The sequence below is a fragment of the Halobacteriovorax sp. BALOs_7 genome (genome assembly GCF_003612895.1).
Lineage (GTDB): Bacteria > Bdellovibrionota > Bacteriovoracia > Bacteriovoracales > Bacteriovoracaceae > Halobacteriovorax_A > Halobacteriovorax_A vibrionivorans.
This window is the reverse complement of sequence record NZ_CP027772.1, coordinates 1,039,770-1,065,445: the sequence shown is the minus strand read 5'-3', so window position 1 is coordinate 1,065,445 and position 25,676 is coordinate 1,039,770. Positions and strand designations below refer to the sequence as shown.

General features: G+C 35.5%; 22 protein-coding genes. 11 read left to right on the top strand and 11 right to left on the bottom strand.

The window, feature by feature from the left end:
- Nucleotides 1-62: 62 nt before the first annotated feature.
- Entirely contained in the window at nt 63-1,124 is a 1,062-nt protein-coding gene (gene msrB, locus BALOs_RS05245) for a peptide-methionine (R)-S-oxide reductase MsrB (RefSeq protein ID WP_162929558.1), read from the bottom strand.
- A gap of 125 nt (nt 1,125-1,249) precedes the next feature.
- On the opposite strand from msrB, the gene BALOs_RS05240 reads away from it, so the two are divergent.
- The 4 genes from BALOs_RS05240 to BALOs_RS05225 all read left to right on the top strand — a co-directional run bounded on the left by BALOs_RS05240 (nt 1,250) and on the right by BALOs_RS05225 (nt 10,315).
- Nucleotides 1,250-4,363 carry an efflux RND transporter permease subunit gene (locus tag BALOs_RS05240; protein ID WP_120404506.1) on the top strand — a complete coding sequence of 1,038 codons (3,114 nt, stop codon included), beginning with the start codon at nt 1,250-1,252 and terminating at the stop codon, nt 4,361-4,363.
- Nucleotides 4,364-4,489: 126 nt separating this feature from the next.
- A complete protein-coding gene (locus tag BALOs_RS05235) occupies nt 4,490-6,766 on the top strand; it encodes an outer membrane protein assembly factor (RefSeq protein WP_120404505.1) in 2,277 nt (758 codons plus the stop codon).
- 9 nt (nt 6,767-6,775) lie between these two features.
- Entirely contained in the window at nt 6,776-8,512 is a 1,737-nt protein-coding gene (locus BALOs_RS05230; protein WP_120404504.1) for a phosphatase PAP2 family protein, read from the top strand.
- A gap of 3 nt (nt 8,513-8,515) precedes the next feature.
- Nucleotides 8,516-10,315: a hypothetical protein gene (locus tag BALOs_RS05225; RefSeq protein ID WP_120404503.1), complete on the top strand. Its 1,800-nt coding sequence runs from the start codon at nt 8,516-8,518 to the stop codon at nt 10,313-10,315.
- On the opposite strand, the gene BALOs_RS05220 is transcribed toward BALOs_RS05225, so the two are convergent.
- A complete protein-coding gene (locus tag BALOs_RS05220) occupies nt 10,312-10,893 on the bottom strand; it encodes a DNA-3-methyladenine glycosylase I (protein ID WP_120404502.1) in 582 nt (193 codons plus the stop codon). The two genes, BALOs_RS05225 and BALOs_RS05220, sit on opposite strands and share 4 nt — an antisense overlap.
- 76 nt (nt 10,894-10,969) lie before the next feature.
- On the opposite strand from BALOs_RS05220, the gene BALOs_RS05215 reads away from it, so the two are divergent.
- Nucleotides 10,970-12,244, top strand: a complete 1,275-nt coding sequence (locus BALOs_RS05215) for a dicarboxylate/amino acid:cation symporter (protein WP_120404501.1) — start codon at nt 10,970-10,972, stop codon at nt 12,242-12,244.
- A gap of 83 nt (nt 12,245-12,327) precedes the next feature.
- Here BALOs_RS05215 and BALOs_RS05210 read toward each other — a convergent pair whose 3' ends face one another.
- A complete protein-coding gene (locus tag BALOs_RS05210) occupies nt 12,328-12,867 on the bottom strand; it encodes a YceI family protein (RefSeq protein ID WP_120404500.1) in 540 nt (179 codons plus the stop codon).
- Between the two features lie 112 nt (nt 12,868-12,979).
- Here BALOs_RS05210 and BALOs_RS05205 point away from each other — a divergent pair, with 112 nt between their 5' ends.
- The 4 genes from BALOs_RS05205 (at nt 12,980) to BALOs_RS05190 (ending at nt 15,490) form a co-directional block, all read left to right on the top strand.
- Nucleotides 12,980-13,846 (top strand): LysR family transcriptional regulator, encoded by an 867-nt coding sequence (locus tag BALOs_RS05205; RefSeq protein WP_120404499.1) that lies wholly within the window; start codon nt 12,980-12,982, stop codon nt 13,844-13,846.
- Between the two features lie 99 nt (nt 13,847-13,945).
- Complete coding sequence (locus BALOs_RS05200; protein ID WP_120404498.1) at nt 13,946-14,326, top strand: RNA-binding protein; 381 nt, start codon at nt 13,946-13,948, stop codon at nt 14,324-14,326.
- A gap of 8 nt (nt 14,327-14,334) precedes the next feature.
- Nucleotides 14,335-14,697: a DUF1456 family protein gene (locus tag BALOs_RS05195; RefSeq protein ID WP_114706487.1), complete on the top strand. Its 363-nt coding sequence runs from the start codon at nt 14,335-14,337 to the stop codon at nt 14,695-14,697.
- Nucleotides 14,645-15,490, top strand: coding sequence for a S1 RNA-binding domain-containing protein (locus BALOs_RS05190; protein WP_115360791.1), 846 nt, complete (start codon nt 14,645-14,647; stop codon nt 15,488-15,490). Before BALOs_RS05195 ends, BALOs_RS05190 begins: the two co-directional genes overlap by 53 nt.
- Before the next feature lie 58 nt (nt 15,491-15,548).
- Here the strand turns inward: BALOs_RS05190 and BALOs_RS05185 are convergent, their stop codons facing one another.
- The 5 genes from BALOs_RS05185 to BALOs_RS05165 all read right to left on the bottom strand — a co-directional run bounded on the left by BALOs_RS05185 (nt 15,549) and on the right by BALOs_RS05165 (nt 19,019).
- Nucleotides 15,549-15,743, bottom strand: coding sequence for a cold-shock protein (locus BALOs_RS05185; protein WP_115360793.1), 195 nt, complete (start codon nt 15,741-15,743; stop codon nt 15,549-15,551).
- Between the two features lie 105 nt (nt 15,744-15,848).
- Nucleotides 15,849-16,250 (bottom strand): HIT domain-containing protein, encoded by a 402-nt coding sequence (locus tag BALOs_RS05180; protein ID WP_120404497.1) that lies wholly within the window; start codon nt 16,248-16,250, stop codon nt 15,849-15,851.
- On the bottom strand, nt 16,243-17,460 hold the full coding sequence (locus tag BALOs_RS05175) for a TIGR03862 family flavoprotein (RefSeq protein ID WP_120404496.1): 1,218 nt from the start codon (nt 17,458-17,460) through the stop codon (nt 16,243-16,245). Before BALOs_RS05175 ends, BALOs_RS05180 begins: the two co-directional genes overlap by 8 nt.
- Nucleotides 17,461-17,496: 36 nt before the next feature.
- Nucleotides 17,497-17,958: a BLUF domain-containing protein gene (locus tag BALOs_RS05170; protein ID WP_120404495.1), complete on the bottom strand. Its 462-nt coding sequence runs from the start codon at nt 17,956-17,958 to the stop codon at nt 17,497-17,499.
- Between the two features lie 95 nt (nt 17,959-18,053).
- The gene (locus BALOs_RS05165; RefSeq protein ID WP_162929557.1) at nt 18,054-19,019 is read right to left on the bottom strand and encodes a PHB depolymerase family esterase; all 966 of its coding nucleotides are present in this window, start codon (nt 19,017-19,019) and stop codon (nt 18,054-18,056) included.
- A 178-nt stretch (nt 19,020-19,197) separates the two neighbouring features.
- Between BALOs_RS05165 and BALOs_RS05160 the strand changes: the two genes are divergently transcribed.
- Entirely contained in the window at nt 19,198-20,796 is a 1,599-nt protein-coding gene (locus BALOs_RS05160; RefSeq protein WP_120404493.1) for an ABC-F family ATP-binding cassette domain-containing protein, read from the top strand.
- Between the two features lie 216 nt (nt 20,797-21,012).
- The gene (locus BALOs_RS05155) at nt 21,013-21,807 is read left to right on the top strand and encodes a hypothetical protein (RefSeq protein WP_120404492.1); all 795 of its coding nucleotides are present in this window, start codon (nt 21,013-21,015) and stop codon (nt 21,805-21,807) included.
- Between the two features lie 43 nt (nt 21,808-21,850).
- On the opposite strand, the gene BALOs_RS05150 is transcribed toward BALOs_RS05155, so the two are convergent.
- The 3 genes from BALOs_RS05150 to BALOs_RS05140 are packed head-to-tail and all read right to left on the bottom strand — an operon-like array spanning nt 21,851 to nt 25,597.
- Nucleotides 21,851-24,340, bottom strand: a complete 2,490-nt coding sequence (locus BALOs_RS05150; protein ID WP_162929556.1) for an ABC transporter permease — start codon at nt 24,338-24,340, stop codon at nt 21,851-21,853.
- Nucleotides 24,330-25,007 (bottom strand): ABC transporter ATP-binding protein, encoded by a 678-nt coding sequence (locus BALOs_RS05145; protein ID WP_199506625.1) that lies wholly within the window; start codon nt 25,005-25,007, stop codon nt 24,330-24,332. Before BALOs_RS05145 ends, BALOs_RS05150 begins: the two co-directional genes overlap by 11 nt.
- The gene (locus tag BALOs_RS05140) at nt 25,007-25,597 is read right to left on the bottom strand and encodes an arylesterase (RefSeq protein ID WP_120404490.1); all 591 of its coding nucleotides are present in this window, start codon (nt 25,595-25,597) and stop codon (nt 25,007-25,009) included. The genes BALOs_RS05145 and BALOs_RS05140 overlap by 1 nt, the downstream gene beginning before the upstream one ends.
- Nucleotides 25,598-25,676: the final 79 nt, after the last annotated feature.

Below are 25,676 nucleotides of genomic sequence, written 5' to 3'. Positions count from 1 at the left end.
TCATATCGGATACTTGGGCCTAATCTTTAGAGTGTTTAGCTAAAGAATATATGTAATTTTAGCTATTTAAACAGTTTTTGATACTCACCATAACCTTCTTTCTCTAAATCTTGTTTAGGAATAAAGCGCAAAGATGCTGAATTGATACAATAGCGTTTCCCTTCTGGGCCTGGGCCATCGTCAAAAACGTGACCGAGGTGGGCATCTCCAGATTTCGATCGTACCTCGATTCGAGTCATAAAGAGTTTATTATCCTCTTTCATTTTAACTAAGTCTTTATCTATTGGTTTAGTAAAGGCTGGCCATCCTGAACCAGAATCATATTTATCAAGAGAACTAAAAAGTGGCTCACCTGTTGTTATATCAACATAGATTCCTTCTTCTTTATGATCCCAATACTTATTAGCAAATGGACGCTCAGTCCCTTCTTTTTGAGTTACTTCATATTCTAATGAAGATAGCTTTTCCTTTAATTCTTTTTCGCTTGGTTTCTTATACACTTTATTATCCTTTTTTGTTTCTTCGCATTTCAGAGGTTTTGAAGAATTGTTTCGAATAAATTGTCCTCGGCCAGATAGCTCTTTATAAGTCTTATATCTAATTGGGTTTTTCTTGTAATAATCTTGATGATACTCTTCAGCTGGATAGAAAGTCGATCCCTTTTCTATTGCCGTAACTATTGGTGAATCATACTTCTTACATGCTTCAAGATTATTCTTCGAGTTTTGAGCTATATTCTTTTGTTTTTCATTTTCATAAAAGATCACAGTACGATATTGATTTCCCCTATCTGCAAATTGTCCTCCTTCGTCAGTTGGATTTATATTATTCCAATAGATATCTAAGATTTGTTCGAGTTGAACTTTCTTATCATCATAAACAATTTGGACAACTTCAACATACTCGCTTTTACCTGATGATACGATTTGGTAAGTAGGCTTAACTAATTCTTTAGTCTTATCAGGGGCCATGTAACCAGAGGTAACACTTTTTACTCCCTTAATTTTTTCAAATGGAGCTTCCATACACCAGAAACAGCCACCACCAAGAGTAATCTTGGCAGCATTAATATTATTAGCGAAAAGAAGGCCGATAAATAGGTATACAACTGTAATAATCTTCATTTATACCTCCATGAAACTATTATAACAGGTTCTCGTATAAGTATTCGTAGCTGATGGCCTAATTGTTACATAATATTATCAATGAAAGGTTTGACCTCCTGATTACGGCCACTTAAAATTGTCTTATGAAAAAACTCATTCAATACTTTATCGATAACCTACTTATCTCAAACGTTCTTTTCTTCAGTGTATTTGTTATTGCAATTTTTGCTTGGACAAAAATTCCAAAAGAAGAAATGCCAGAGTTTGAGTCACCTTATGTTCGTGTTTCCACAATTTACCCTGGCGCAAGTGCTGAGGATATTGAATTCTTTATTACAAAACCCATTGAAGAAGAATTAAAAAATGTAGCAGGCCTAGATGAAGTGCGATCTGTTTCCTCAACTGGCTCAAGTTCAATTACAGTTGTTATGCTTGAGAACTACCCTAATCCAAGAGAAGTCTACCTCGACATTCAAGATGCCGTACTTAGGGCCGATCTACCTAGTGAAGCAGAGATTCCAACATTTAGACAATTTAAATCATCTGAAAAAGCCTATATCGATGTTGGGTTTTACCTAGAGGGAAAGAGAGACTTAACAGTTGAAGACCGAGCAAGACTGCAACAGCTTGTAAGGAACTTTGAAACACAAGTTAAAGCGCTACCTGCAGTATCGTCTGTTACTCGAAGTGGTTACCTTGATCCAGAAAATCATGTCCTTCTTGACCCATATAAAATCAAGCAAAACAGAATCTCAATTCACAACGTTGTAAGAAGTTTAAGAGAAAGTCATATTCGAGCACCGATTGGTGTATTAGAAGATACACAACAATCAAAGGTTACCTCTATTAATGAATTAGTTGATGAATCAGACTTTAAAAACTTGATGGTAACAGGTAATTACGAAGGCGATGGTGTCAGCCTCGATCAAATCGCAAGTTTTAAAAAGTCTTTTGAAAAAACGAATTCAATTTATAAAATCAATGGCCACGAAGGGATAATGCTCAACCTTAAAAAGAGTCATAATGTTGATATTCTAGCGGCCAATAAAGCAACACTTGCCTTTATTGAAAAGTATAAGAAGGGTCAACTTGATGATTTAAGGATTGTGACTCTCGATGATGAATCATATGATGTAAAAAACCGCCTATCAATTGTAGCAAGTAATGGGCTTCTAGGGTTTGGTCTTATTGTTCTCGTTCTCTTCCTATTCCTTGATTTCAAATCGGGGATTTGGGTAAGTATGGGAATTCCTTTTACTCTATGCTTTACCCTAATTTGTATGCTCATCTTTGATTTCACAATCAATAATATGACTCTGGCCGCTATTATTATCGTGATGGGAATCGTTGTTGATGATGCAATTATTGTTGCAGAAAATGTTGGCCGAATTACAGAAGATCATAAAGGCACATTAAAAGAATTAATGGATAAGGTTACAACAGAAGTAACTAAGTTACTAATGCCAATTACTAGTGCCATCGCCACAACATGCGTTGCCTTTGTTCCCCTTCTTTTCTTCGGTGGATGGTTTGGAAAGTTCGTGGCCGTACTTCCATTTATTATTACAATGATGTTAGTGGCTTCACTTATAGAGTCATTCTCTGTTTTACCGGCCCACGTTTATCAAAGAAAACCAAAGAAGAAACATGAAGTAAGTTGGTTTAGAAAATACGAACAAGTCTATGCAAACTTCTTAGAGAAGGCACTAAACTTTAGATTTTTAATAATCTTATTCTTTATTTGTTCAACCGTTTTATCAGGATATCTTTTTACGACAAAATTAAAATTTGTCATGTTTCCGCGAGAAGAAAGTAAAGAGCTTAGCCTAAGTGTATATACAGAGAAAGGTACATCTAAAGCAGAAATCAATGAGTACCTAAAACCTCTTGAAGATATCTTACTTGAAGAATCACAACGACTAAGTATTGTTGGTTTTCGCTCTAACGTAGGTCAATCTCGTCGTGGAGGAGCTGTAAACTATAATCGAGCAAGTATAACAGTTGAGATTTTACCTGCCGATGAAAGAGAATTATCAGCAAATGATATCGTTGATATCTTAAAAGAGAGAACTAAAGACCTTCCAAATATAAAAGAAATTCGCTTCTTTAAATCACGCTGGGGAAGTGGCTCAGGTTCAACAATTGAGGCGCAAATTCAAGATAATGATGACGAAGTTAGAGAGAAAATTGCCAATCTTATTGCCGATCATCAAAAGAATAATAAGAAATTAAAAAATGTTGAAATTGAAAGACCAATAAATACAAAAGAATTCAACTTTAAAATTAACCAAAATGAGATCCTACGCTTTGGCCTTACTCCTAGTGATGTAACCACTTCTCTACGTACATTTGTCCAAGGTACTATTCTCTATACTCTTAAGAGTACTGATGAAGAGGTTGAGGTAAGACTAACTGTCGCAAAGAATTACAAAGTTGATATTGAAAAGCTAAAACAGTTAAGAATTGATAATGGAAAAGGTGGTTACGTACCAATTTCACGATTTATTACAATTGAAGAGGTTGTAAAACCATCAAATATTGAGCGCGTTGATTTCAAACGAACAACAATGGTTTATTCGGATATAGAAGAAGGTGCAAATACTACACCACTTGAGATTGCTGAATATTACGAGAACGAAGTTTTCCCAGAGATTTTAAAAGAATATCCATCTGCAATTATAAACTTTGTTGGAGAAATTGAAGAAACAAGAGAATCGACTGGTGATTTTAAGATGGCAGGATTTTTAGTTATCGCTCTTATTTATATGATTTTAACAATTCAATTTAAATCATTGTCTGCACCTCTAATTATTATGACAATTATACCTATTGGGATTTCAGGAGTTATCTATATTCTCATGGCCCACGGCATGGAGATCTTCGGCTTCTTCGCAGTTATTGGGGCCCTTGGAATGGTTGGGGTTGTTGTAAACGACTCGATTGTCCTCATTGATAAACTTATTAGAGAGACAAAGTATACAACGCACAAGACTCAACTTTATAAGCAGATCGCACAAATCTCTTCCACAAGACTTAGAGCAATTATCTTAACTACATTAACGACAGTTATTGGAGTACTTCCTACCGCCTATGGTTTTGCTGGTTATGATTCAATGTTAGCAGAAATGATGCTTACAATGGGATGGGGTCTGGCCATTTCCACAATCATTACACTTTTTCTAACACCATCAATCTTCTCTCTTTTATCAAGATTTCTTGTGACGAAAGAAGAGCAACAAGAAGAAGCATTCTTATAATATTGCCCCTTGGAAACAAATAATTTCAAGGGGTTACATATTAAATTAACTTGTTCAAATTTTATACATATGGCCATAATTTTCAAAATAGGCTTAACAGTTAATAAATAATGTTAGTTTTGTCATATGACAAAGCTCTCTTTGAAAACAGGTATATTCACTATACTCCTCACCTACTTATACCTAAGTATGGCACAGGTCTATGCTCAAGATTCCATGGAAATGGACTTAGTAATCAATGACATTACAATCGAAAATGATTTGGGTGAAGATATTGGAAATAATCTCTTATTCGGAATTGAAGAGCTTGAAAGTAAGACAGGTGAAACTCTTGATATCATCAAAGTAACAAATGATCTTGAAAACTTAAAAAAGAAAAATGATGAAACATATGAAAATGTTGAACTTGAAGTACTGCCAATAGATTCAAGTAGCATTTCGATCAAATTTGAAATGCAAAAGAAAAGAATTATCAAAAGAATTCTAATAAGTATTGAAAGTATAGAAAAAGACAAAAATGACATTGATAATGACTTAAGGAAGGAGCTTAAATTAAGACGAGGAGGAATCTTTAAGTCCAAGGATATGATGCTTGATATCTCCTCTATTGAAAACTTCTATAAGAAAAAAGGATATCCTCTTGTTAAAGTTAAAAAGAAAGTAGAGCTAAATAGTGAGTCCGAAATTATCATCGACTTTAAAGTTCTCCTAAATACAGCTGAAGTTAAAATTGATGACATTAAAATTTCTGGTAATAATTATTTCACTGATAAAGAATTAAATAAAATTATCAAATCTAAAGAGTCTTCTTTCTTCTCAAAGAATCTCTTTATTGAAGAAGAATACTTGAATGATATCGAAATCATTAAACGTCATTATATGGAAAGTGGTTTCATCAACATTGAAGTAGAAGCAGATTATAAAGTAAAAAAAGATGAAGCAGATATCAACTTTAAAATTAATGAAAACAAGCAATTAAAATTAAACAAATTATCAATTGAAGGTAACTCTTTTTTAGAAACTCAAGAAATTCTTAATGTTTTAAACACAAAATTACCCACGGCCTTTTCAATAAAGAAGCAAAGAGAGGCCATTCAAAGAGTGCGAGAACTATACGGAAATAATGGTTACATCTTCACACAAATCACGATGAATTATGACGATAAGAGTGAGAGCGCAACACTAGTTATCAACGAAGGTAAACCGCAAAAGATTATTAAAATTGAAATAATTGGTAATACAAAAACAGTACCAGAAGTTATTTATGAAAAGTTAAGTTTTAACATCGGAGAAATGGCAAATACAAGTAAGATTAATGAGTCTATATTGAACCTTTATAAAACTGGTTTCTTTAAAGATGTAAAAATTGACTTCTTCCCAATGACAACCAGTGCTGGAAAAGTAGTCATTCAGCTTCAAGAAAATAGTACTCAAACAATCCAATTCTCACTTGGTTCAGCCTATGGTGGAGCAGGTTTTGGAGTTTCTTTAAGTGACAATAATCTCTTTGGTACAGGAACATCACTTGCCCTATCAACAATGATCTCAAAAGAAATAAACCGTGTTGGGCTTGTTTATAATAACGAGAATATTTTTGGATCTGAAATTGATCTTAATATCAGTGCCAATCATGATTTTGAGAGAAGTTACCATTATAAAGAAAAGAAAACAGCTCTTAGAATAATGTTTGAAAAACAAATAAATAAGAATATAAGTCTAGGGCTAGGAACTCGCCTCGAGTTTGTTTCCATTGATAGCTTATCACAACAGTACTCAGATAATATCGACTTATCTGACACAAAAGATGTTGTAAGTGGCCTCATTGGTTCTTTCGCATATCGAATTCAAGATAAAGAAGAAAAAACTAATGGTGTAATATCTGTACATCTTCTACCTTCATTTCATAATCAGGAATTATTCTTTAAAGGTGTCGTTAATGCTCAAGTAACAAGAGAAATTTATGAAAATGATGAAGGTGGTAAACATCAAATTTCAGGAAGAGTAACCCTAGGATATGCATCTCAAAGTACTCCTTTTTATGAAAGACTACAAGGTGGAGGAAATGGAACTATTCGTGGGTTTGAGTATGGATCAATAAATAAGGATGGCCAACTCGGATCTAACTCAATGATCTCAGCGAACCTCACATATAGTCTTCCAATATATAAGGATATCTTTAGCGGTGTACTCTTTTTAGATGCATTTGCTCCAGGTAGTAGTGACTTCGCATTTGATGACTTTAGAGTAGTTGGTGGTCTTGGGCTACGCGCTCACATGAACGCAGGCTTTGTACAAGAAACATTTGAAGCAGGTGTCACTATCCCACTCATAAGCAGACAAAATGATATAACAAAACCTTTTTATTTTATAATTGGAGATTATGATCCAGCTTACAACTTATAGGAGATTGTAATGAAGAAGAATCAATTACCTCAGCTCATAATGGCGCTTACCATTATAAGTGGAGTTAGTGTCCAGGCACAAAACTTAAAAGTATGTGACAGATTAAAGAAAGACTTTGATATTAAAGATGTTTCATTTGAAGAGTCACTTGATAAGGCCGAGCGCTATGCTAATTCAGATAAGCATTGTAAAGCGGCTCGAAGCTTTCAATTAGCAATGGTTAAGGATCAATCTAAAGCTCTTGAGCAAGGGCTAGATATCAAATTACTAAATGAGCTTTATGAAGGTAATTTTCTTAATGATTATGTAAACTTCTCATTATCTCTAAAAAAACTAATAAAGGATCATCCACAGTCAGAGTTAATGCATTTTCAAATGGCAAACCTCTATAATCAGAATCTACCTAAAGACATTAAAAATATGCCAATTGGTAATTTTGTAAAAGCAGATGGTAGTGCTAATAATATCGTTAATGAGTCAATTCTTGTTAACCAAGACTTCTTAAACAATTATCCAAATTCAAGATTTTCAAGAGAAGTTGAAGAAAATCTAGCTAATTCAAAAACGGTAGCTCTAAAAAAAGGGTTGGCTGACTTTAAAAATGAAGTTTGGCTTAATAGAAAGTCTGAAGATAAAGATATTTACGAATATCAAGCTGCAATTCTAATGAATCAAATAGTTGAAGCAAATGACGGACGCACAAAATCTCAAGCTCTATTAGAACTATTTGAGCTATTTGCAGACAATCAAAATCTAACAGATGCAAAAGAGAGAATGGCAAATTTAGCATCATTAATTGAAACAAGTGAAGATGTAAAAAGATCAGAGCTAAGAAAAGTAGGTAAAGAGCTTAAAAAAATAGGAAAAGTCGCTCAAACAACGAGTATTTTGGATTTAAATAATAAAATACAAGAAGGTAGTGAGCTTCAACAATCAATGCTGAGCAATGATGACTTAAAAGAATTAATCAAAAGTAAAAAAGGTAATGATCGTTCAATCTTTATGCCTATTGAATTCTCTGATTCTGAAAAATCAATGATGCTAAAAACACTTGGTGTTGTTGGTGTAATGATGGCCTTTGATAAGCCTTTGATGGATTTTGTACAAGATAATAAGAACGATACAATGACAACAATTACTGACTTTACTAACCTCTTTGGAGAAAAAGCAGGACTGCTTCCTGTAGTTGGAGCTTCAATGGCAATCGGACTTGTTTTTAAGAATGATCAATTTAAAAGAGCTGCCGTTAGAAGTGTCGGGGCCGTTCTAATTGGACAATTAGCAACTCAATTACTTAAGTCATTGAGCTCACGTGCAAGACCTCGTGAAGGAAAAGGTCCATATCACTTCGATGGTGTAAACTTTGGACGAAATAACACTTCTTTCTCTTCTGGTCACTCTGCTGGAGCATGGTCAGTTATGACTGTATTTGCAACAGAGTTTAAAGACACAAAAATTGTACCGATTGCAGCCTATTCTCTTGCTGCTTTAACGAGTTTTGCAAGAGTCTACAAGAATGCTCACTGGTTCTCTGACGTTACTCTAGGGGCCCTAATTGGATGGGTATCAGGTAAAATTATGTATCGTTTATTTGATAAAAAAGAAGACGGGCCAGTAAGTTTTACTCCAGTAACTGGAGATCTAAACGGTGCTGCTGTAACTTATAAGGTAGATGGGCAAAAAGACCTTAGAGCTTGGCCTATCGATTATTATCAACTAGTTTTTAATAATAAAGAGTCTGAGTAATACTTGAAAACAGTACTGGTTATCATATTCACTTTAATACTATCAATTGGCGTAAGTTCAAGCACTTATGCCATTGACTATAGTGTTTCTGATAATCAGGATGTTTTATTAGATATTAATAAAACTATAAATAAGCGTTGGCGTGACCTAGAAGAATTACAAGAGAACTCTGACTGGGTTGATACTCAGCTTAAACTCCAATATTTTGGAACAATTTATCAAAAAGGCTGGTTTGGGCCAAAAGTTCAACGTCAAATTATGCCATCTTTAGATGGAAAATACATTGTTGTTGATTCTATATCTGTGGGTGTGCCAATTCTTAAGCAAATGGCCTATTTAGGAACAAACTTCTTAATTAGATCTTCTTTACCATTCATTCAAGGTACTCCAACTGAAGAAAGACATTTCTCTAAGGCAACAGCTGTAGATAGTTATGAAGAAGCTATTGAGCTAAAGCATATGGAAGTAATAGACTTACCGACTTCACGTGAGAGATTCAATTCGTTGAGAGTGGGTCAACAAGTAAATACTGTCCTAACATCTGGTTTTGCTTCAAGAGTAAACCTTCTTTGGCTTGATTTTCTAAATGTTGTGATTCCAGAAGTTACGACTTTTGCACCAAAAGCAAAATTGAAAATTTCAAAATCATTAGATGTAACAATTGAGAAAGAACAAAATGACATTGCAGTAATAACAATAAAGCACCTCGATGATATGTCTAAAGGTGCAGGACTAGGGTTAAGTTTAATTGTCGATGAGATTATTGATCTTCCAATTTCAATCGGCATTAATGAATCACAGGGCTACTCTCCTATTGTCTTTAATCTAAAAAAGAGCAAACAAGAAATAAATCAACTAATCTACCGCCTTGATTTGAGTACACCAGAAGGACTTAAAGCTTACCTGAGTTTTCTTGATCAAGACTTTTCAGAGATTCAAGATCTAGAAGAAAGTGGAAATGATAGTGTCGAACTTTTTATGAAAAAAGAAGGCCAAAGAAATAATTCTGAATTTAACTGGGGTTTAAACTTTGTTCTATGGAAGACAGGTGCCCGCTATATAAGTGAAAACGGAAAATATGAAACTAGGTTTAAAGATGGTGAAAACCTAAAGTACGAAGAAATTATTTATTCAAAGGTCAGTGATCATAAAGGATTCTCAGGCAAGGAGAAAAGAAATTATAACTTAAAGGCCGTTGTACCTACAAATGATAATGCGACAAAGTCTTTTAGCCTAACTATCAATTACTCTTATTCTGATGATGACAGTTCAGGAAGAGAGTTAAACAAAGAGGCAGACTTTTTATATGAGCGCTACCTTGATAATGGGATGAGAATTGATTTCGATAAAAACCAAGACTATGGAAAAGTCCAAATTTATTCATCACTTATCTTTTCAACAAAGGCAATTGAGGAGCTTATAGAAGTCGATGACTTCACCCTTTGGGAGTCCATTGCATTAGCATTTGAATATACAGATTCTCTAATATGGATAAGTGAAGAAGATCGCAACGACTTTAGAAGAGATAATTATGTCTACGAACATTCTGTCCGTAAGAGAAATCATCTTTCAGCTAATCAAAAGAAGAAACTTAAACAACTTGAAAACTTAAAATTAGCACAAAGAGTATATAAGCTATTTGATAAATTACGTTCAAATATCTCGGTAAAAGAAAAGGCCAAGCTTCTTGTTCATGGACTAAAGTCATCAAAGCTAGCACCAGTCGTACAAAAAGCAATGGTCAATATAATTGGGATTAACGATTTAATGGGACAAGGATATATAAAGGGAAATCTCTACTAATCTTTTAATCGCCTTATTTTCTTTCCATGTAAATAACAATTAGTACTATGATCTTGAACGATTCCACATGCCTGAAGAAATGCATAAACAATAGTACTTCCGACAAAACGAAAACCTCTTTTTTTCAAATCTTTTGATATATCATCACTTAATTGTGTTTTAGAGGGATATTCTTTTAGATTTTTAAATGAGTTATATATAGTTTTTCCCTCTGTAAAAGACCAGATATACTTATCAAAGCTACCAAACTCTTTTTGAATCTTTAAAAAAGCCTTTGCATTTGAAATAGTTGACTCGATTTTAAGGCGATTTCTAATAATTCCTGGATTATTCATAAGTTTTTCAACTTTAGCAGGAGTAATCTTTGAGACCTTCTTTATATCAAATTGGTAAAAGGCCTTACGATAATTATCACGCTTCTTGAGAACTGTTTCCCAGCTAAGCCCGGCCTGGGCACCCTCTAAAATGAGGAATTCAAATAATACTTGATCATCATGCACAGGTCTTCCCCATTCACGGTCATGGTACTTCACATATTGATCGTTAGATAATTTAAGCCACGGGCATCTTTCTTTCATAGAAAAAATTATATCTCTTTTTTTAATTACGGTTAAGTATTAAAATATAAGCTAGTGCTTTAAAGAAGGAAAATAAATGAAAAAAGTCGTTAAAAATCTTAGCTTCTGGGTCCTTATCGCTGGGATTCTAGGGTATATATTTGGGTCAATTTTTGGTGACCCATCTTGGGCAACAATGAAGACGCCACCAAACTTCTATCAAATAATCGTTATGATTAAGTCAGTATTTATTAGTGCTCTTAAGATGATGATTGCACCAATGATTTTCTTCTCTCTTATCGGAGGGATTATCAATATTGGTGAGATCACAAAGCTTAAATCAATGGGACTAGTAACTATCACTTACTATGTCTCAACGACGATTATCGCAATTATGATTGGCCTTACTGCTGTTTTCTTTATTCATCCATGGAAGAATTCAGGTGTTACCATAAAGACCAAGGATACAATTACTCAACAAAAGCCTGCTCAGTTTATTGAAGAAGGCTCAAACTCGATTCCTGTAGTTATTAAGAAAGTATTTGAGACAGCTCTTGTTAACCCATTTCACGCTCTTGCAAATAATAATATTTTAGGAATTGTAACTGCGGCACTTCTACTTGGGATGTCATTATTAATTGTTCATCATACTTCAAATCCACTATATCAAATCGTAAAGGACCTCAATATTGTCATAAATAAGGTACTTCATTGGATTATAAACCTCAGTCCAATTGGAATCTTTGCCATCGTCTTTGATTTTAAGGTGAAGGTTTCTGGAGATATCTTTAGTGAACTGCTTTCATTTGCCCTACTAGTCTTTGGGGCCACCATGGTTCACGGCCTTTTGGTTTTACCATCAATAGCTTGGTTCTTTGGAAAGCTTAATCCAATTGATCTATTTAAAAAGACGGCCCGTCCCCTTCTTCTTGCCCTGTCAACAGCATCAAGTTCAGCAACTCTTCCTGTTACAATGCAAACTTGTGAAGAAGAGTTAGGAGTTACAAAAGGAGTCAGTGGTTTTGTTTTTCCTCTCGGTGCTACAATGAATATGGATGGTACAGCATTATTTGAAGGTATTGCGGCCATCTTTTTGGCAAATCTCTACGGGATTGAATTATCTGGTGTTGCCATGTTCTCAATATTCTTTATGGCAATGCTCTCATCTGTTGGAGCTCCAGGAATGCCATCAGGTTCAATGTCGGGAATGCAAATGGTATTATTAGCGGCCGGGATTCCTCTTGAAGCAATTGGTATCCTCCTTGTGATTGAAAGGCCTCTAGACACATTTAGAACGGCCGTGAATGTGGAAGGTGATATCATTGGTGCTGTCGTCACTCAAAGATACTTAGATAAAAGAGAAGTAACTTAGAAGAAATAATAGGTACGTCGATACTTTTGGTATGACCAAAAGTATCGACGTACCTAAAACTATTTGAGAGAGTCTTAACCTAACTACTTAAGAACAACATTAAATGCTAGGCTAACTTTATTATCAATTGCCTTATCACCTAAACTTTTGAAGAAGCTTTTAGATCCGTACTTAATTCCAAAATCTGTTCTATCAAACTCAAGTGTTCCAACAAATTTCTTTCCATTATTAGCAGCAAGGAAAGTTACTTCCTTTGTTTTACCCATAATTGTCATATCCGCTTTTACTGTAAAACCTTTTACTTCTTTAATTTTTAATGTAGCAGTTGGGTATTTCTTTACATTGAAGAAGTCTTCATTTTTAAGGTGACCATTTAATTTATCTAGCCACTCACCTTCAAGATCTGTTGCTGTAAAAGAATTCATATCAACGACAACTGTTCCTGATACAAGCTGACCTTTTTCAACTTTAACATCTCCAGATTTAATTTTAACTGTACCAAAGTGGCGACCTGTTACTTTTGTTCCCTGCCAGTAAATCGTTGACTTAGCAGTGTCGATTGTCGCTGCATTTGTTGTAAAAACCGTTAGCGCAGCAAAAGCAAAAACTAATAACTTCTTCATAATATTTTCCTCCATTTGATTATTGAATTATGAAATTTCTTAAAAATATAATAGCAAAACATAGTGGAAAATAAAGATCATTATTGGCGACAAGTTGTGCTATAATTAGTCCATGATTTGGATAACGATAGAACAGATTAAATGCCTTCAGGCCCTTGATGAGGCCGGCAGTTTCACTAAGGCCGCAACAGCACTAGCAAAGGCGAAGTCTGCGGTAATTTACTCAATTAACAATCTCGAAGAGCAAGTAGGATTCCCTCTTGTGGATCGAACGAGCTACCGGCCTCAAATTACTAATAAGGGTAGAGACTTTCTCAATGAAGCGGCCAAGCTAACAGCTCAATATGATCATCTTATTGAAAAAACCAAGCAAATTTCATCTAATGTAGAGACTCGCGTTTCCATTTCAGTATCAGGAATCTACGAACAAGAAAAGCTTTATCCAATTATCAAAAAGGCCATGTCGCTTTACCCTTCCACAGAAATTATTCTTGAAAAAGAAATACTAAGTGGAGAGAAAATGCTCATGGAAGGTCGAGTTGATTTAGCAATATTTGAAGATCTTTCTCGTACGAAAAATTTTGAGTTCAAGCCTGTTGGTGAAGTTGATATGTACCTAGTTATTGCAAAAGATCATCCTTTTCTTGATTTACCTAAGAAAGAACAGAGTTTCGCTAGTCTTGTGCAATATCCACAAATTATCCAAAGAAGTACCATTCCGGATGACACAATAAAACTTGGTGTAATGGATGAAGCTCTAAAGTGGCGAGTAACCGATACTCCTTCAAAGAAAGAGATAATTCTTAATGGTTTTGGTTGGGGACGTCTGCCCTCAACGATGATTAGAGATGAGCTTAAGAAAGGTAGCTTGGTTCATCTTAAGTCCCTAGAGAAGAAATCACTTGTAAAATTCTGTCTCGGACACAAAAAAGGCCATCAACTAGGAGAAGTGGCCCGATTTATCTGGGATTCTTTCTAGATACCTAAAAGAATTACCTATTTTCAAAGGTTTTCTCCCATTTTTCAGTGATAAGTGTTAGGTTGGGCCATTATTATTGATTTTAACCACAAGGTCCAAATGGAAACTATTTATATTGGAAATCTCAATTACAAGACTTCTGCACAAAACCTTAAGGGAATTTTTTCTCGCTACGGTAAAGTAAGTGATGTGAATCTTCTTAAAATTCCAGGAACTGAAAAAAGTAAAGGTATTGCTTTTGTAAAAATGCAAAAGAAAGACCAGGCACAAAAGGCCATAGATAGTCTAAATGCCACTCAACTTGATGGTAGAACTGTTAAGGTCTCATTTGCAATTGATAATCACGAAGTAAAAAAGCAGCGTGAAGTGGAAGTTAAGAAAAAAGTAGCTAAAGAAATAAGCGAAGAAAAAATTATTGTCGCTAAGAAACGTCGCCGTCGTCGTGGCCTACAAGAATTATTTGATAACGTTAGAAAGTAGGCACTGAAATGACGAATAATGATATTTTAAAAAAGCTGCGAATCGCTCTTTCTCTAAAAGATTTTGAAATCATCGAAATCTTAAAACTTGTCGAATTTGAAATGACTAAAACTGAACTTTCAGCTCTATTTCGAAAAGATGATCACCCTAATTATAAGGAATGTGGCGATCAAGTACTAAGAAAGTTTCTAAATGGTTTAATCATTAAAAACCGTGGAACGAGAGAAGAAAGGGCCGAAAAAGCTGCGGCCAATGCAAAGAAGCCTACAGCAAATAAAGCGGCTCCAAAAACAAAGAAACACTCAAAGGTAAAATCAAATGGTTCATATAGGAAAAATAAACCTTCTAAAGGTCCTAAAAAAACTTCATAACGGTTATCGTCTAATTGACCAAGAAGGAACTCAGGAAGTCTTTCTTCCAGAGGACTTCGCACCTTTAAAAATCACGATAGGTGGTGACTTAAAGGTCTTCATCTATCCAGATACTCAGGGAGAGCTAGTGGCCACAACAGAGATGCCATTTGCATGTGTTGGTGAGTATGCTCTATTAAAAGTTGTTGAAGTTCAAGAGTTTGGTGCTTTCTTTGACTTTGGTATTAGTAAAGATCTACTTGTTCCTGGAAATGAACAAAAAATAAAAGTTCGTCCATATGAGTCTCACCTTGTGCGAGTTTGTAAAGAGGACGGTACAGGAAGAATCTTTGGTACAACAAAACTTGGTCAATATATTCAAGGCTCAGACTTTGATATAAGTGAAGGAGATCAAGTTGATATTCAAATTGCTTCTCAAACTGAGCTTGGTCATCGTGTAATTGTAAATCGTAAATTTATTGGAATGATCTATAAGAATGAAACATTCCAACGAGTTTTAGTTGGTAATACATATCAAGCATTCGTAAAAAAGATCCGTGAAGACGGACTTGTGGATGTGGCCTTGCAAGAACAAGGAATTAAAAACTTAGTTGATTCAAAAGATGTTATTTTAGACTTTTTAAAACGCAATGGCGGCTCAAGTATTTTACATGACAAAAGTTCACCAGAAGATATTAAGAACTTTCTAGGAATGAGTAAGAAAACATTTAAGAAATCGATTGGTATGCTTTATAAAGACAAGCTTATCGAAATAAATGATAATGGAATAAAATTAGTAGAAGATAATAGATAAAGAAAAGCCTCGCAATAGCGAGGCTTTTTTAATAAGTGAATTTGCAATATTATATATATTAATTAGTTACTTTAACATTAATAGCGCATGGACCTTTTGGACCTTCACCTAATTCGTATTCTACTTTGTCACCATCATTAGGCTCTCCACCTTGAACTGATGAAATGTGAAAGAAAAGATCTCCACCATCATCTTTTGTGATGAAACCGAAACCCTTTGTTGAATTGTAGAACTTAACTGTACCTGTACTCATTTTAATAAACCTCTTAAAAAAATTGTTTTTGTTAAGATAATTTTACCCTACAAGTAGCCAAATACCTACGAAAAAAGGAAAAAAAATTTATTTTGCTGTCCATTGTCAGTTTCGTGAAAAAGCCTCTTTAAGTTTCACTTCTAACTCTTTGATTTTAAATGATTCTTTTTTTGACTTTGTGCCCCAAATAGCTCCGGGCCACGCTCTATCACTAGAGTAACGAGCGATAATATGAACATGTAATTGCGCAACCATATTCCCTAGAGCGCCAATATTTATCTTTTCAGGCCCAAAATTCTTATCAAAAAATAATGAAACCTCGTTAATTTCATCCATCAATTGTATTTGATCCTGACGTGATAATTCATGCACTTCTCTTATGTCTTCAAGACGTGGAATTAAAACGGCCCATGGGTTTTCAGTATCGGGAAGGAGCATGAGCTTACAAAGTTTTAAGTCACAAATCTCTACTAAGTCTTTCTTTAAAGTTGGGTGTAAACTAAACATTGAGTTTTCCTTTTATCGACTTCGCAACTTGAAAAGCTGTCGAAAAGCATCCTTGTAAGAGATATCCTCCAGTAGGTGCTTCAAAATCTAACATCTCACCTATAAAGTAATATCGTTCATTAATTTTCATACTTAGGTCTTCGTTTAATGAAGAAAAACAAACTCCACCAGATGTTGAAATGGCCTCATCCATTGGACGAGTTCTTCGAGCAGTAATTAAACAGTCCTTAATAACATGTGCAAGATATTCCTTATCAACTTGTGCCTTCTTGCGATCAAGAACTTCATACAAAAGAGCAAGTGCCACTTTATCTAAACCTAATCCTTTCCTTAATCGATTTGTAAGAGAGTCTTTTCCCCTCTTAGTAACTTTCTCAAGGACTTCTTTAAAAGTGAGATCAGGCTTTAGGTCAATACTAATGACTCCTTCACCTACTTCATCAATTTCATCACGAACAAAGTTAGAGATAGCATAGATAGCGCCACCTTCTAGGCCATATGGAGTTAGCATAATCTCACCTCGAGCAGACTCTCCTCGACTTGTCACAATGACATTCTTTACAAAGCCTCGGTCAACTTTTTCTAAAAAGTGCGATGACCATTCAACTTCAAAGCCACAATTCATGGCCTTTAGCTTACGGGTTTCAACTCCAAGTTTTTCGATATAATCGATCCACTTACCATCACTACCTGTCTTTTTCCAACTTCCGCCTCCAAGAGCGAAAATATAATAATCAGCTCTAACTATTTTTTGGGCATGCTCATGACGAAAGACAAGATCGCCATCATCAAGAATATATTCTAATTCGTGTTTTAAATGGAGATGAAAATTAGGATGATCTTTTAGAGCCTTCATCCATTGATAGAGAATATCAGCGGCCTTCATTTTCTTTGGAAAAATACGTCCGCTTGAACCAATAAACGTTTCTGTACCAAGCTCTTTTGCCCAATTAACAAGATCCATCGGAGTAAAGTCTTCAATATACTTTTTAAATCTCGCTTCATTAACACCATAGCGCTTAACAAAGCTTGATAACTCTTCACCGTGGGTAAGATTTAAGCCGCTATTTCCAGCAACTAAGAACTTCTTTCCAACTCCACCTGTTTTTTCATAGAGGTGAACTTCAATATTATTTTTTAACAGCTCATATGCGCAGAAGAGGCCGGCCGGGCCTCCTCCAACGATGGCAACCTTTACTTGATTTGACATGTTCAAATTTTAACATGCTAGCAAGTGACAGGAAAGTTATGCAGCTTTTGAGGAAATAGTATCCATATCAATTTTATATCTCAAAGCCTCGATTAATCGATCAATCTTATCTTCAGAGATGGGCTCATGTTTACGAGAATCATTAATTAGGTCATTCCAAGCAACCACATGGTCAATGACATCCAGATCAACATCACTTAATTTAATAAGTGCCATTGGCCAATTCTCAAAACTTCTGTGCTCAATCTCACGATCTGATAAGAGATTAACATTTTGATGTCTAGGATCGAGAATAATCTTATTATAGGTATAGATAACGTCTTCTTTTTTTCCTTCAATCACTTGAAAGAAGAAACCGCCGTTGTACATGAGAACACCGGTGACATCACGGGCATTATTATTTCGAAAGGATGCAGAAGTAATTTTATTCAAGTCGCGATCTGCCTCAAATTCACTAGTCTTCTCACTAATGTAGATAATTTGATATTCATTACTCATTATGAACCACCTTGCTCGTCTATTTCTTCCATTATAGATGTCCAAATAGATTCTTTTGAAGACAAGAATACTTAAATTGCTACTTAATAATGAATCTATTCAATGCTTGATTTTTGATACTTCAAAAAGAATTTGAGCATCTTTTTGTAAAAACGATACCGCAGCAGCTCGATATGCCTTCCTCTTCTAACGGTTGCTAATTTCACAGTTGCTTGGTTTTCACAGTTGCTAAAGGTTTCAACTCTTGTTTCTTTACCCCAAATAAACAAGCTCGCATTTGTTTTTTTCTGATCCCCTTGCATGTCACATCGATTATGATAAAGCCATCGCTCAACAGCTTGCCTTGCTCCAATATGGCCAAAGTCATATTCAGGCATATAATCCTTTCCTGCATATGGAATTGATTTATCCTTGGTACCATGAATATGAAAAATAGGAATCGCACTGGCCTGTGGACATGGATCCTGCTCAACGATAATTTCTCCATTTTCATCTCGAAGATCTAGAGATGCTCCCAAGGTGCCAACGGCCGTTACATAATTGGGATAAGCACAGGCCATCTTATAGGCAAAGAAGCCGCCGTTTGAATGGCCGAAGTAATAAATTCTTCTGGTATCGACTCGATTAAAGTCTGGATGTGAAGCTATATAGTCGATAAGATTTTTCATATAGAGCGTATCATCCACTCCAGTTTCGTAGAAATCACAACAGAAGTTTCCACCATTCCAAAATGTATTACCGTCGCGATCAGTTCTCCCTTGAGGAGTAAGAATCATAAACCCAAGAATATCTTTATAATTCGAAAGTCTCGTTAGTATATACTGGAGAAAGATATTACCGGTATAGCCATGTATATTGACCACAAGTGGCCATTTTTCCCTTTCTTTATATCGTCTTGGTAGCTCTAGAAGGGCCTTTGGGTGGCCATCTTTTGAGATCTTTATATAGTGAGTTGTCTTAATTGCCTTAAAGCGATGATGCTTTGAGTAATAGTCTGATGGACCAGCGTAAGCATTTAGAGCAATAAGAAGGAACGCCACTATTGTGGCCCAAGCTTTCACGACAGACTCCTTTTGATGAGACAAATTTTATCACAATCAAAAAAATCTTTTGATGAAGTTAGTTGTCTTTGGCCCTAAAATAATTTTGCTTTAAGAACCAAGTAAATCCGTAGACTAAACGCATTAAATATATTAAGCTATGCCTCGTTAAGCATCTATTTAAAATGAAGGACAATTTATGATTTCAACTTCCAATGTTGGTTTAAGCTTTGGTGGAAAGAAGCTATTTGAAGACGTTAATATTAAATTTACTCCAGGTAATTGCTACGGGCTAATTGGTGCCAATGGTGCTGGAAAATCAACGTTTATAAAAATTCTTTCAGGAGAAATTGAACCTAATAATGGTACAGTTAATATCACTCCAGGTGAGCGCCTCTCAATTCTTAAGCAGGATCACTTTGCATATGAAGAAGAACAAGTTCTTCAAGCTGTTCTTATGGGTAACGAAAAGCTTTACTCAATTATGAAAGAAAAAGATGCCATCTACATGAAAGAAGACTTTAGTGATGAAGATGGAATGAAGGCAGCAGAGCTTGAAAGTGAATTTGCCGAAATGAATGGTTACGAAGCAGAATCTGAAGCAGGTATCCTTCTTTCTGGTCTAGGGATCGGAACTGAATACCACTATAAGACGATGAAAGAACTTACTGGTCCAGAAAAAGTAAAGGTCTTACTTGCTCAAGCATTATTTGGATCTCCAGATATTCTTCTGCTGGATGAGCCGACAAACAACCTTGATATCAAGGCCATTCAGTGGCTTGAGAACTTCCTATTAAATTATGAAAAGACTGTGATCGTTGTATCCCACGACCGTCACTTCTTAAATAAAGTCTGTACACATATTGCAGATATCGACTTTGGTAAAATCACAACTTACGCTGGTAACTACGACTTCTGGAGAAAATCTTCAGAGATTGCAGCAAAGCTTCGTGCCGATCAGAATAAGAAAGCAGAAGAGAAAGCAAAAGAGCTTAAGGCCTTCATTCAACGATTCTCTGCCAATGCTTCTAAGTCTTCTCAGGCGACTTCTCGTCAAAAGCAATTAGAAAGACTAGAGCTTAACGATCTTCCAAAATCAACTCGTAAGTATCCATTTGTTCATTTTGAACCAAAGCGTGAAGCTGGAAAAGAGATCCTACGAGTTAATAATATTTCTAAGACAATTGATGGTGTTAAGCTACTTGATAATATTTCATTTATGCTCAATAAAGATGACAAGATTGTTCTTCTTGGTGAGAACGATGTTGCGAAGTCAACACTTATGAAAATCCTTATGGGTGAAATGGAGCCGGATTCAGGTGACGTTGAATGGGGTGTGACAATAACGAAGTCATACTTTCCAAAAGATAACTCAAGCTACTTCATGGATGGAAAGAACGATCTCGTAAACTGGCTAAGGCAATACTCAGAAGATAAGGATGAGACATTTATCCGCGGCTTCCTTGGTAAGATGCTTTTCTCAGGAGAGGAAGCTCTTAAAAAGACGAATGTTCTTTCAGGGGGAGAGAAAGTTCGTTGTATGATGTCTAAGCTTATGCTCTCAGGGGCAAATGTTCTTCTAGTCGATGGACCAACAGACCACCTTGACCTAGAAAGTATCACATCAGTTAACGAAGGTTTCACTAGATTTAAAGGTAATCTAATCTTTACTTCTCATGACCACGAGTTCATTCAGACGGTTGCAAACCGTATTATCGACCTGGACCATAAAACTGGGAAGATGATCGAAGATAAGTACATCAGCTACGATGACTACCTAAAAACAAAAATTAAATAATTTTGAAATACCAAGGCCTCTTAACTGAGGCCTTTTTGCTACTTAGTTCTCACTTATGACTTTGTGCAATGTAAGAAATCCTTCCAAATACCTATAATATCGTAACAATAAATGTAAGAAAGTTAATTTAATCGGCCAAATAAAATTTTTATTTCAAATCTCCTTTTTCCCAAGCTAGAAGAAAGAATATTTTAATAAACTCTAGGGAGATTCTTCATGAGAAAATTAGTTCTTTTTGCTGTTCTAGCAGCACTTACGGCCACAACTTTTGCAGCTGGTAGACGTGATGACCGCGATCGTCGATCACGTGGAAATAGTGGAAAATACGACAATAGCCGTACACGTGGTAATAACCAATCAGATAGAAGTCGTTCAAGAAATACAAGAGATGACAGACGTTATGATAACTCAAGAACACGTAATGATCGTCGCTATGATGACTCTCGTACGAGAAGAACAGATGATAGAAGATACGACAATTCTCGCACAAGAAGAACTGACGATAGAAGATACGACGATTCTCGCACAAGAAGAACTGACGATAGAAGATACGATGATTCTCACACAAGAAGAACTGACGATAGAAGATACGATGATTCTCGTACAAGAAGACCAGATCCAACAAGAGCATATCGTCGATATCGCCATACACCATATCGCGATCACGTAAGACACAATCGTCGTTGGTACACGACTCGTGACTACCACAGAACAATTAGACCAATTTACGTATATAACAACCGTTGGCTAAGAGTAAGAGTTTCATATAGTGATGGTTATTGGTATGGATCAGATTACCCATACTTCATTTATAATGGTTACCGTCACCGTTATAGTTCATATGATACATGTAATTACGAGTTAGTTGATAGCTATACTGATCACGTTGAGCAAACATTTTACTCATATACTTGTTCTGTTGGTTATGACATCTGTGCTGACCTTAGAGATGATCTAAATTACTACCAAAACGATTACCGTTATTTCTGTGCCGAAAGATATAACTGGTAAATTTCAATACTTACTCCAAGGCGGCCTTTATACCGGGCCGCCTTTACTTTCTAATAAAGCGATTAAAAGAAGCAAAAGAAATGATAATTGAAAGAACAATTATCAGCATACCAAAGCCAATAATTTCAACTCCACTAAAGATATAGCGCAAATCAAATTGTAATTCAGCAATTGCAAAAGTTACAAGTTGACCAAGGACAATACCCACTAAAACAGAGCTTATGGCCATCAATGCCATCTCTTTCATAACAGACTTTCTGATCTCACTAAATCGAATTCCAATTATATTTAAAAGAGAGATATCCTCTCTTCGTGACTCTAATTGATGTGAGATTAGAGAATAGATCACTAAGAGCCCAACTAAGAAAACAATGAAGCTCATAGTGACTAGAATCTTTGTGATACTCTCCATTATTGTTGCGATCCTCTTTAGAGAACTTTGAATATCGATAAGTGATACGTTTTGAAATTTAGCGGCGAAATTTGATTGTAGCTCATCATTTACAACGCCCTCACCTTTACCAACTGCTGCGATAAAAGTTTTTGGTGCATCCTCAAGAACACCTGGGCCAAAAGAGATAAAGAAGTTTGGAAGAAAGCTTGTCCAACGAATTGATCTAAGAGCAACAACCTTAGCCAGTATTGGCATTCCCAAAACATTGAATTCTAACTCATCACCTAAATCAACTCCAAGTCGATTTGCATATCGATACTCTAGGCCGACTTCTGCAACTTCATCAGTTTCAAAGTCGAACTTCTTAGGCAGGCGTCCTTCTATAATCTCCTCACCGCGTACGAGATGATCACGATAACTTAGATTCGTGGAGCGGTTACGACTCCTTCTCTCTCTTTGTTCTTCCCTTGTAAGATCTTCTCCTTCACTAGGTTTATAACCTTCACCATTAATTTTAACAAGTCGTCCTCGAACGATTGGAGAGATATTTAAGAGCTCTAATTTATTTTCTTTAACAAAAGACTTTAAATCATCGACTTGTTCGGGTTGGATATCAAAAAGAAAATACACAGGTCTTTCTTCTGCGGGAAGCGAAAGCTCTGCACTTAGAATGTTTTTCACCGATGGGATGAGAGTCATAAGTGAAGTCGATATAAATAGGCACAGAAAAATAAATAAAGTGGAAATCTTATGTCGAGTTACATACTTATAGGCCATACTCGATGAGAGATTAAGATTTAATCTAAGTTTACCAAGCCTATCTAAGATAAAGCTTCCCAACGGAAAGAATATACCGACAATAACAAGGAAGACGGCGATAAATGCACTTCCAACTTTTATACTTTCACTTAAGTAAATGGCCATTACCCAGTAAAAAAGAATAATTGGAATATATAATAAATAATCATAAATATTACGTGAAAGCGTTGTATCGTGATCAAATAGTGCCTTCTGGTCTAGTCTTAAATAAGGAATAATTAAAGCTGGAGCTAAGACAATTGTTGAAGCAACACCAACGGCCATTGTGACGAAGAATGTTGTTAATTCAAATTGCAATTTAATATCAATACCTAGGTTCTTACTAACCATAGTCTGAATAACAGGACTAAAGGCCGAACCAATTGTAATACCTAATAGAGAACCAATAAGACCTAGAAAGAAAAGCTTTAATGTATAGATTTTAAAGATATCTTTCTTACGCATTCCTATGAAACTTAGGATAGCAAGGTCTTTTCTACGTTTTAATAAGAAGCCTCTAAAAAGGTAGATTAGGCCAAGTCCTGCTAGAAAAAGACCACAAAGAGATACTAGGCCAAGAAAGTCTCCCAGATAATCCATCGATCGACCGACTCTTTGGGAATTAGACTGTGGTGATCTCACTCGAATGGATGAGTCCACAATTTTACTTTCTAAATTCTTTTCGACTTCTCTTAAATTCTTATCTGAGAGTTCACCTGCAATTTTAAAATGAACACTTCTCCAAATTGTACTCCCAGGCTTAATTAGCTGGGTTGAATTTAAAACTTCATTTTTAAGATATAATCTCGGGGCAAGCTGCCCCATCGAAAATCCGGCCGCGCCATCCTCTTCTACAATTCCTGCGACAACAAAGGACTTCTCCCCTATTTTTACATTATCACCAACTTCTAAACCTAGTTGCCCAACAAGCTCTGGATAAATAAAAACTTCATTATCTTTTATATCTTTAAAGTGTTTTCCACTTTTTGCAATGATATCTCCATAAAATGGAAAGCCTGCACCAAGTCCTCTAACATTAACTAAACGAGACTTATCACCGTTAAAGAGCATGGAATAAAGAGAGCGATTCTTAGTCATCTCAGTATAATCGAGATTTTCCTTGGCCGTATCAAGACTGTCTTTTGTGATGGCAATTCTTGAACTAATAGAAATATCAGAACCAAGAAGAGTTTTAGACTTTGCACTTAAGGCATTATCAAAAGAAGATTTAAATACTTCAATTGTTGAAAGCCCAACCATTCCAATTGATAAATTTAAAATAAAAATAAGAAAGAATACAGGAGAGCTTCTTAGCTCTCGCATTACCATTTTAATCTTCAAGACTAAGAACTCCATTCTCAAGATGATATATTTTTTCACATCTCTTAGCTAAGTCCTTATCGTGAGTCACAAGAACAAGACTCATTCTTTCATCGCGAACGATATCAAATATAAGATCCATAACTTCACCACCTGTATTCTCATCAAGAGAGCCACTTGGTTCATCGGCCAATAAAACACCAGGATGAGTAACGAGAGCTCGGGCAATAGCAATCCTTTGCTTTTCTCCGCCACTTAGTTGGTTTGGAAAGTGACTTTTTCGATGAGACATTCCGACTTTTTCTAAGAAGTAGTCCACTCGCTCACTTTTATCACTATTACCATTGACCTCTAAAGGTAGCAGAACATTTTCATATGCGTTTAGATGTTCTAATAGGTGAAATTGTTGAAATACAACACCAATATGTTTTGCTCGAAGATCAGTTATCTCTTCACTATTTAAGTTCTTGAGAGAATTAGAACGATAAGAAATATTGCCGGAAGTTGCATCATCAATTCCACACAGTAGTGAAAGCAGAGTTGATTTTCCACTTCCTGACTTACCTAGAATGGCAATGGTTTCCCCTTCACTAACATTTAGGTCAACGCCCTTTAGAACGTTTAATACTTCTTCCCCTTGAGAAAAGTCTTTTTTTACTTCATCTAAAGTTAAAACAATTTCAGTCATTAAAGTGCTCCCTTAATAAATGGGGCAACAGTTTTTGCAATGATCTTATGCCCTTCTTCATTTGGATGAATTCCATCATCCAAATTTAGTTTTCTTTGTCCTGCTACGTCTTTTAAGAGAAAAGGAAGTAAGGTTACTCCTTCTTCTTTTTTTAAATCAGGAAACATTTTCTTAAACTCTTTTGTATACTCAGGCCCATAATTTGGTGGGATCTGCATTCCTGCAAGAATCACTTTTACACCTTTTGATTTTGCTAACTTAATGGCCTTTTTAAGATTATCTTTTGTCGAGTGAAGTTTAATTCCTCTTAGACCGTCATTTGCACCAAGAGCTAATAACATCACATCTGGCTTACCTCGTAGTGACCACTTTAGACGGGAAACAGCTGAAGCTGAAGTTGAGCCACTGATACTAGCATTCATAACAGTGATCTCAATCCCTTCTTTCTTTAGAATATCTCTAACCAGATTTGGATAGGCTTTTTCCGGATCAATTCCATAACCAGCAGTTAGAGAATCTCCTAGAAATAAGACTTTATTTGATGCAAGTGCACTAAAGCTGATTAATAGAACTAATAATAATTTATTCATATAAAACCCCATTTTAAATATTCTATGGCATCACAGCAAAAATAGCGAAGTTCATTTCGCTTTTTTACAAAGATTTAAC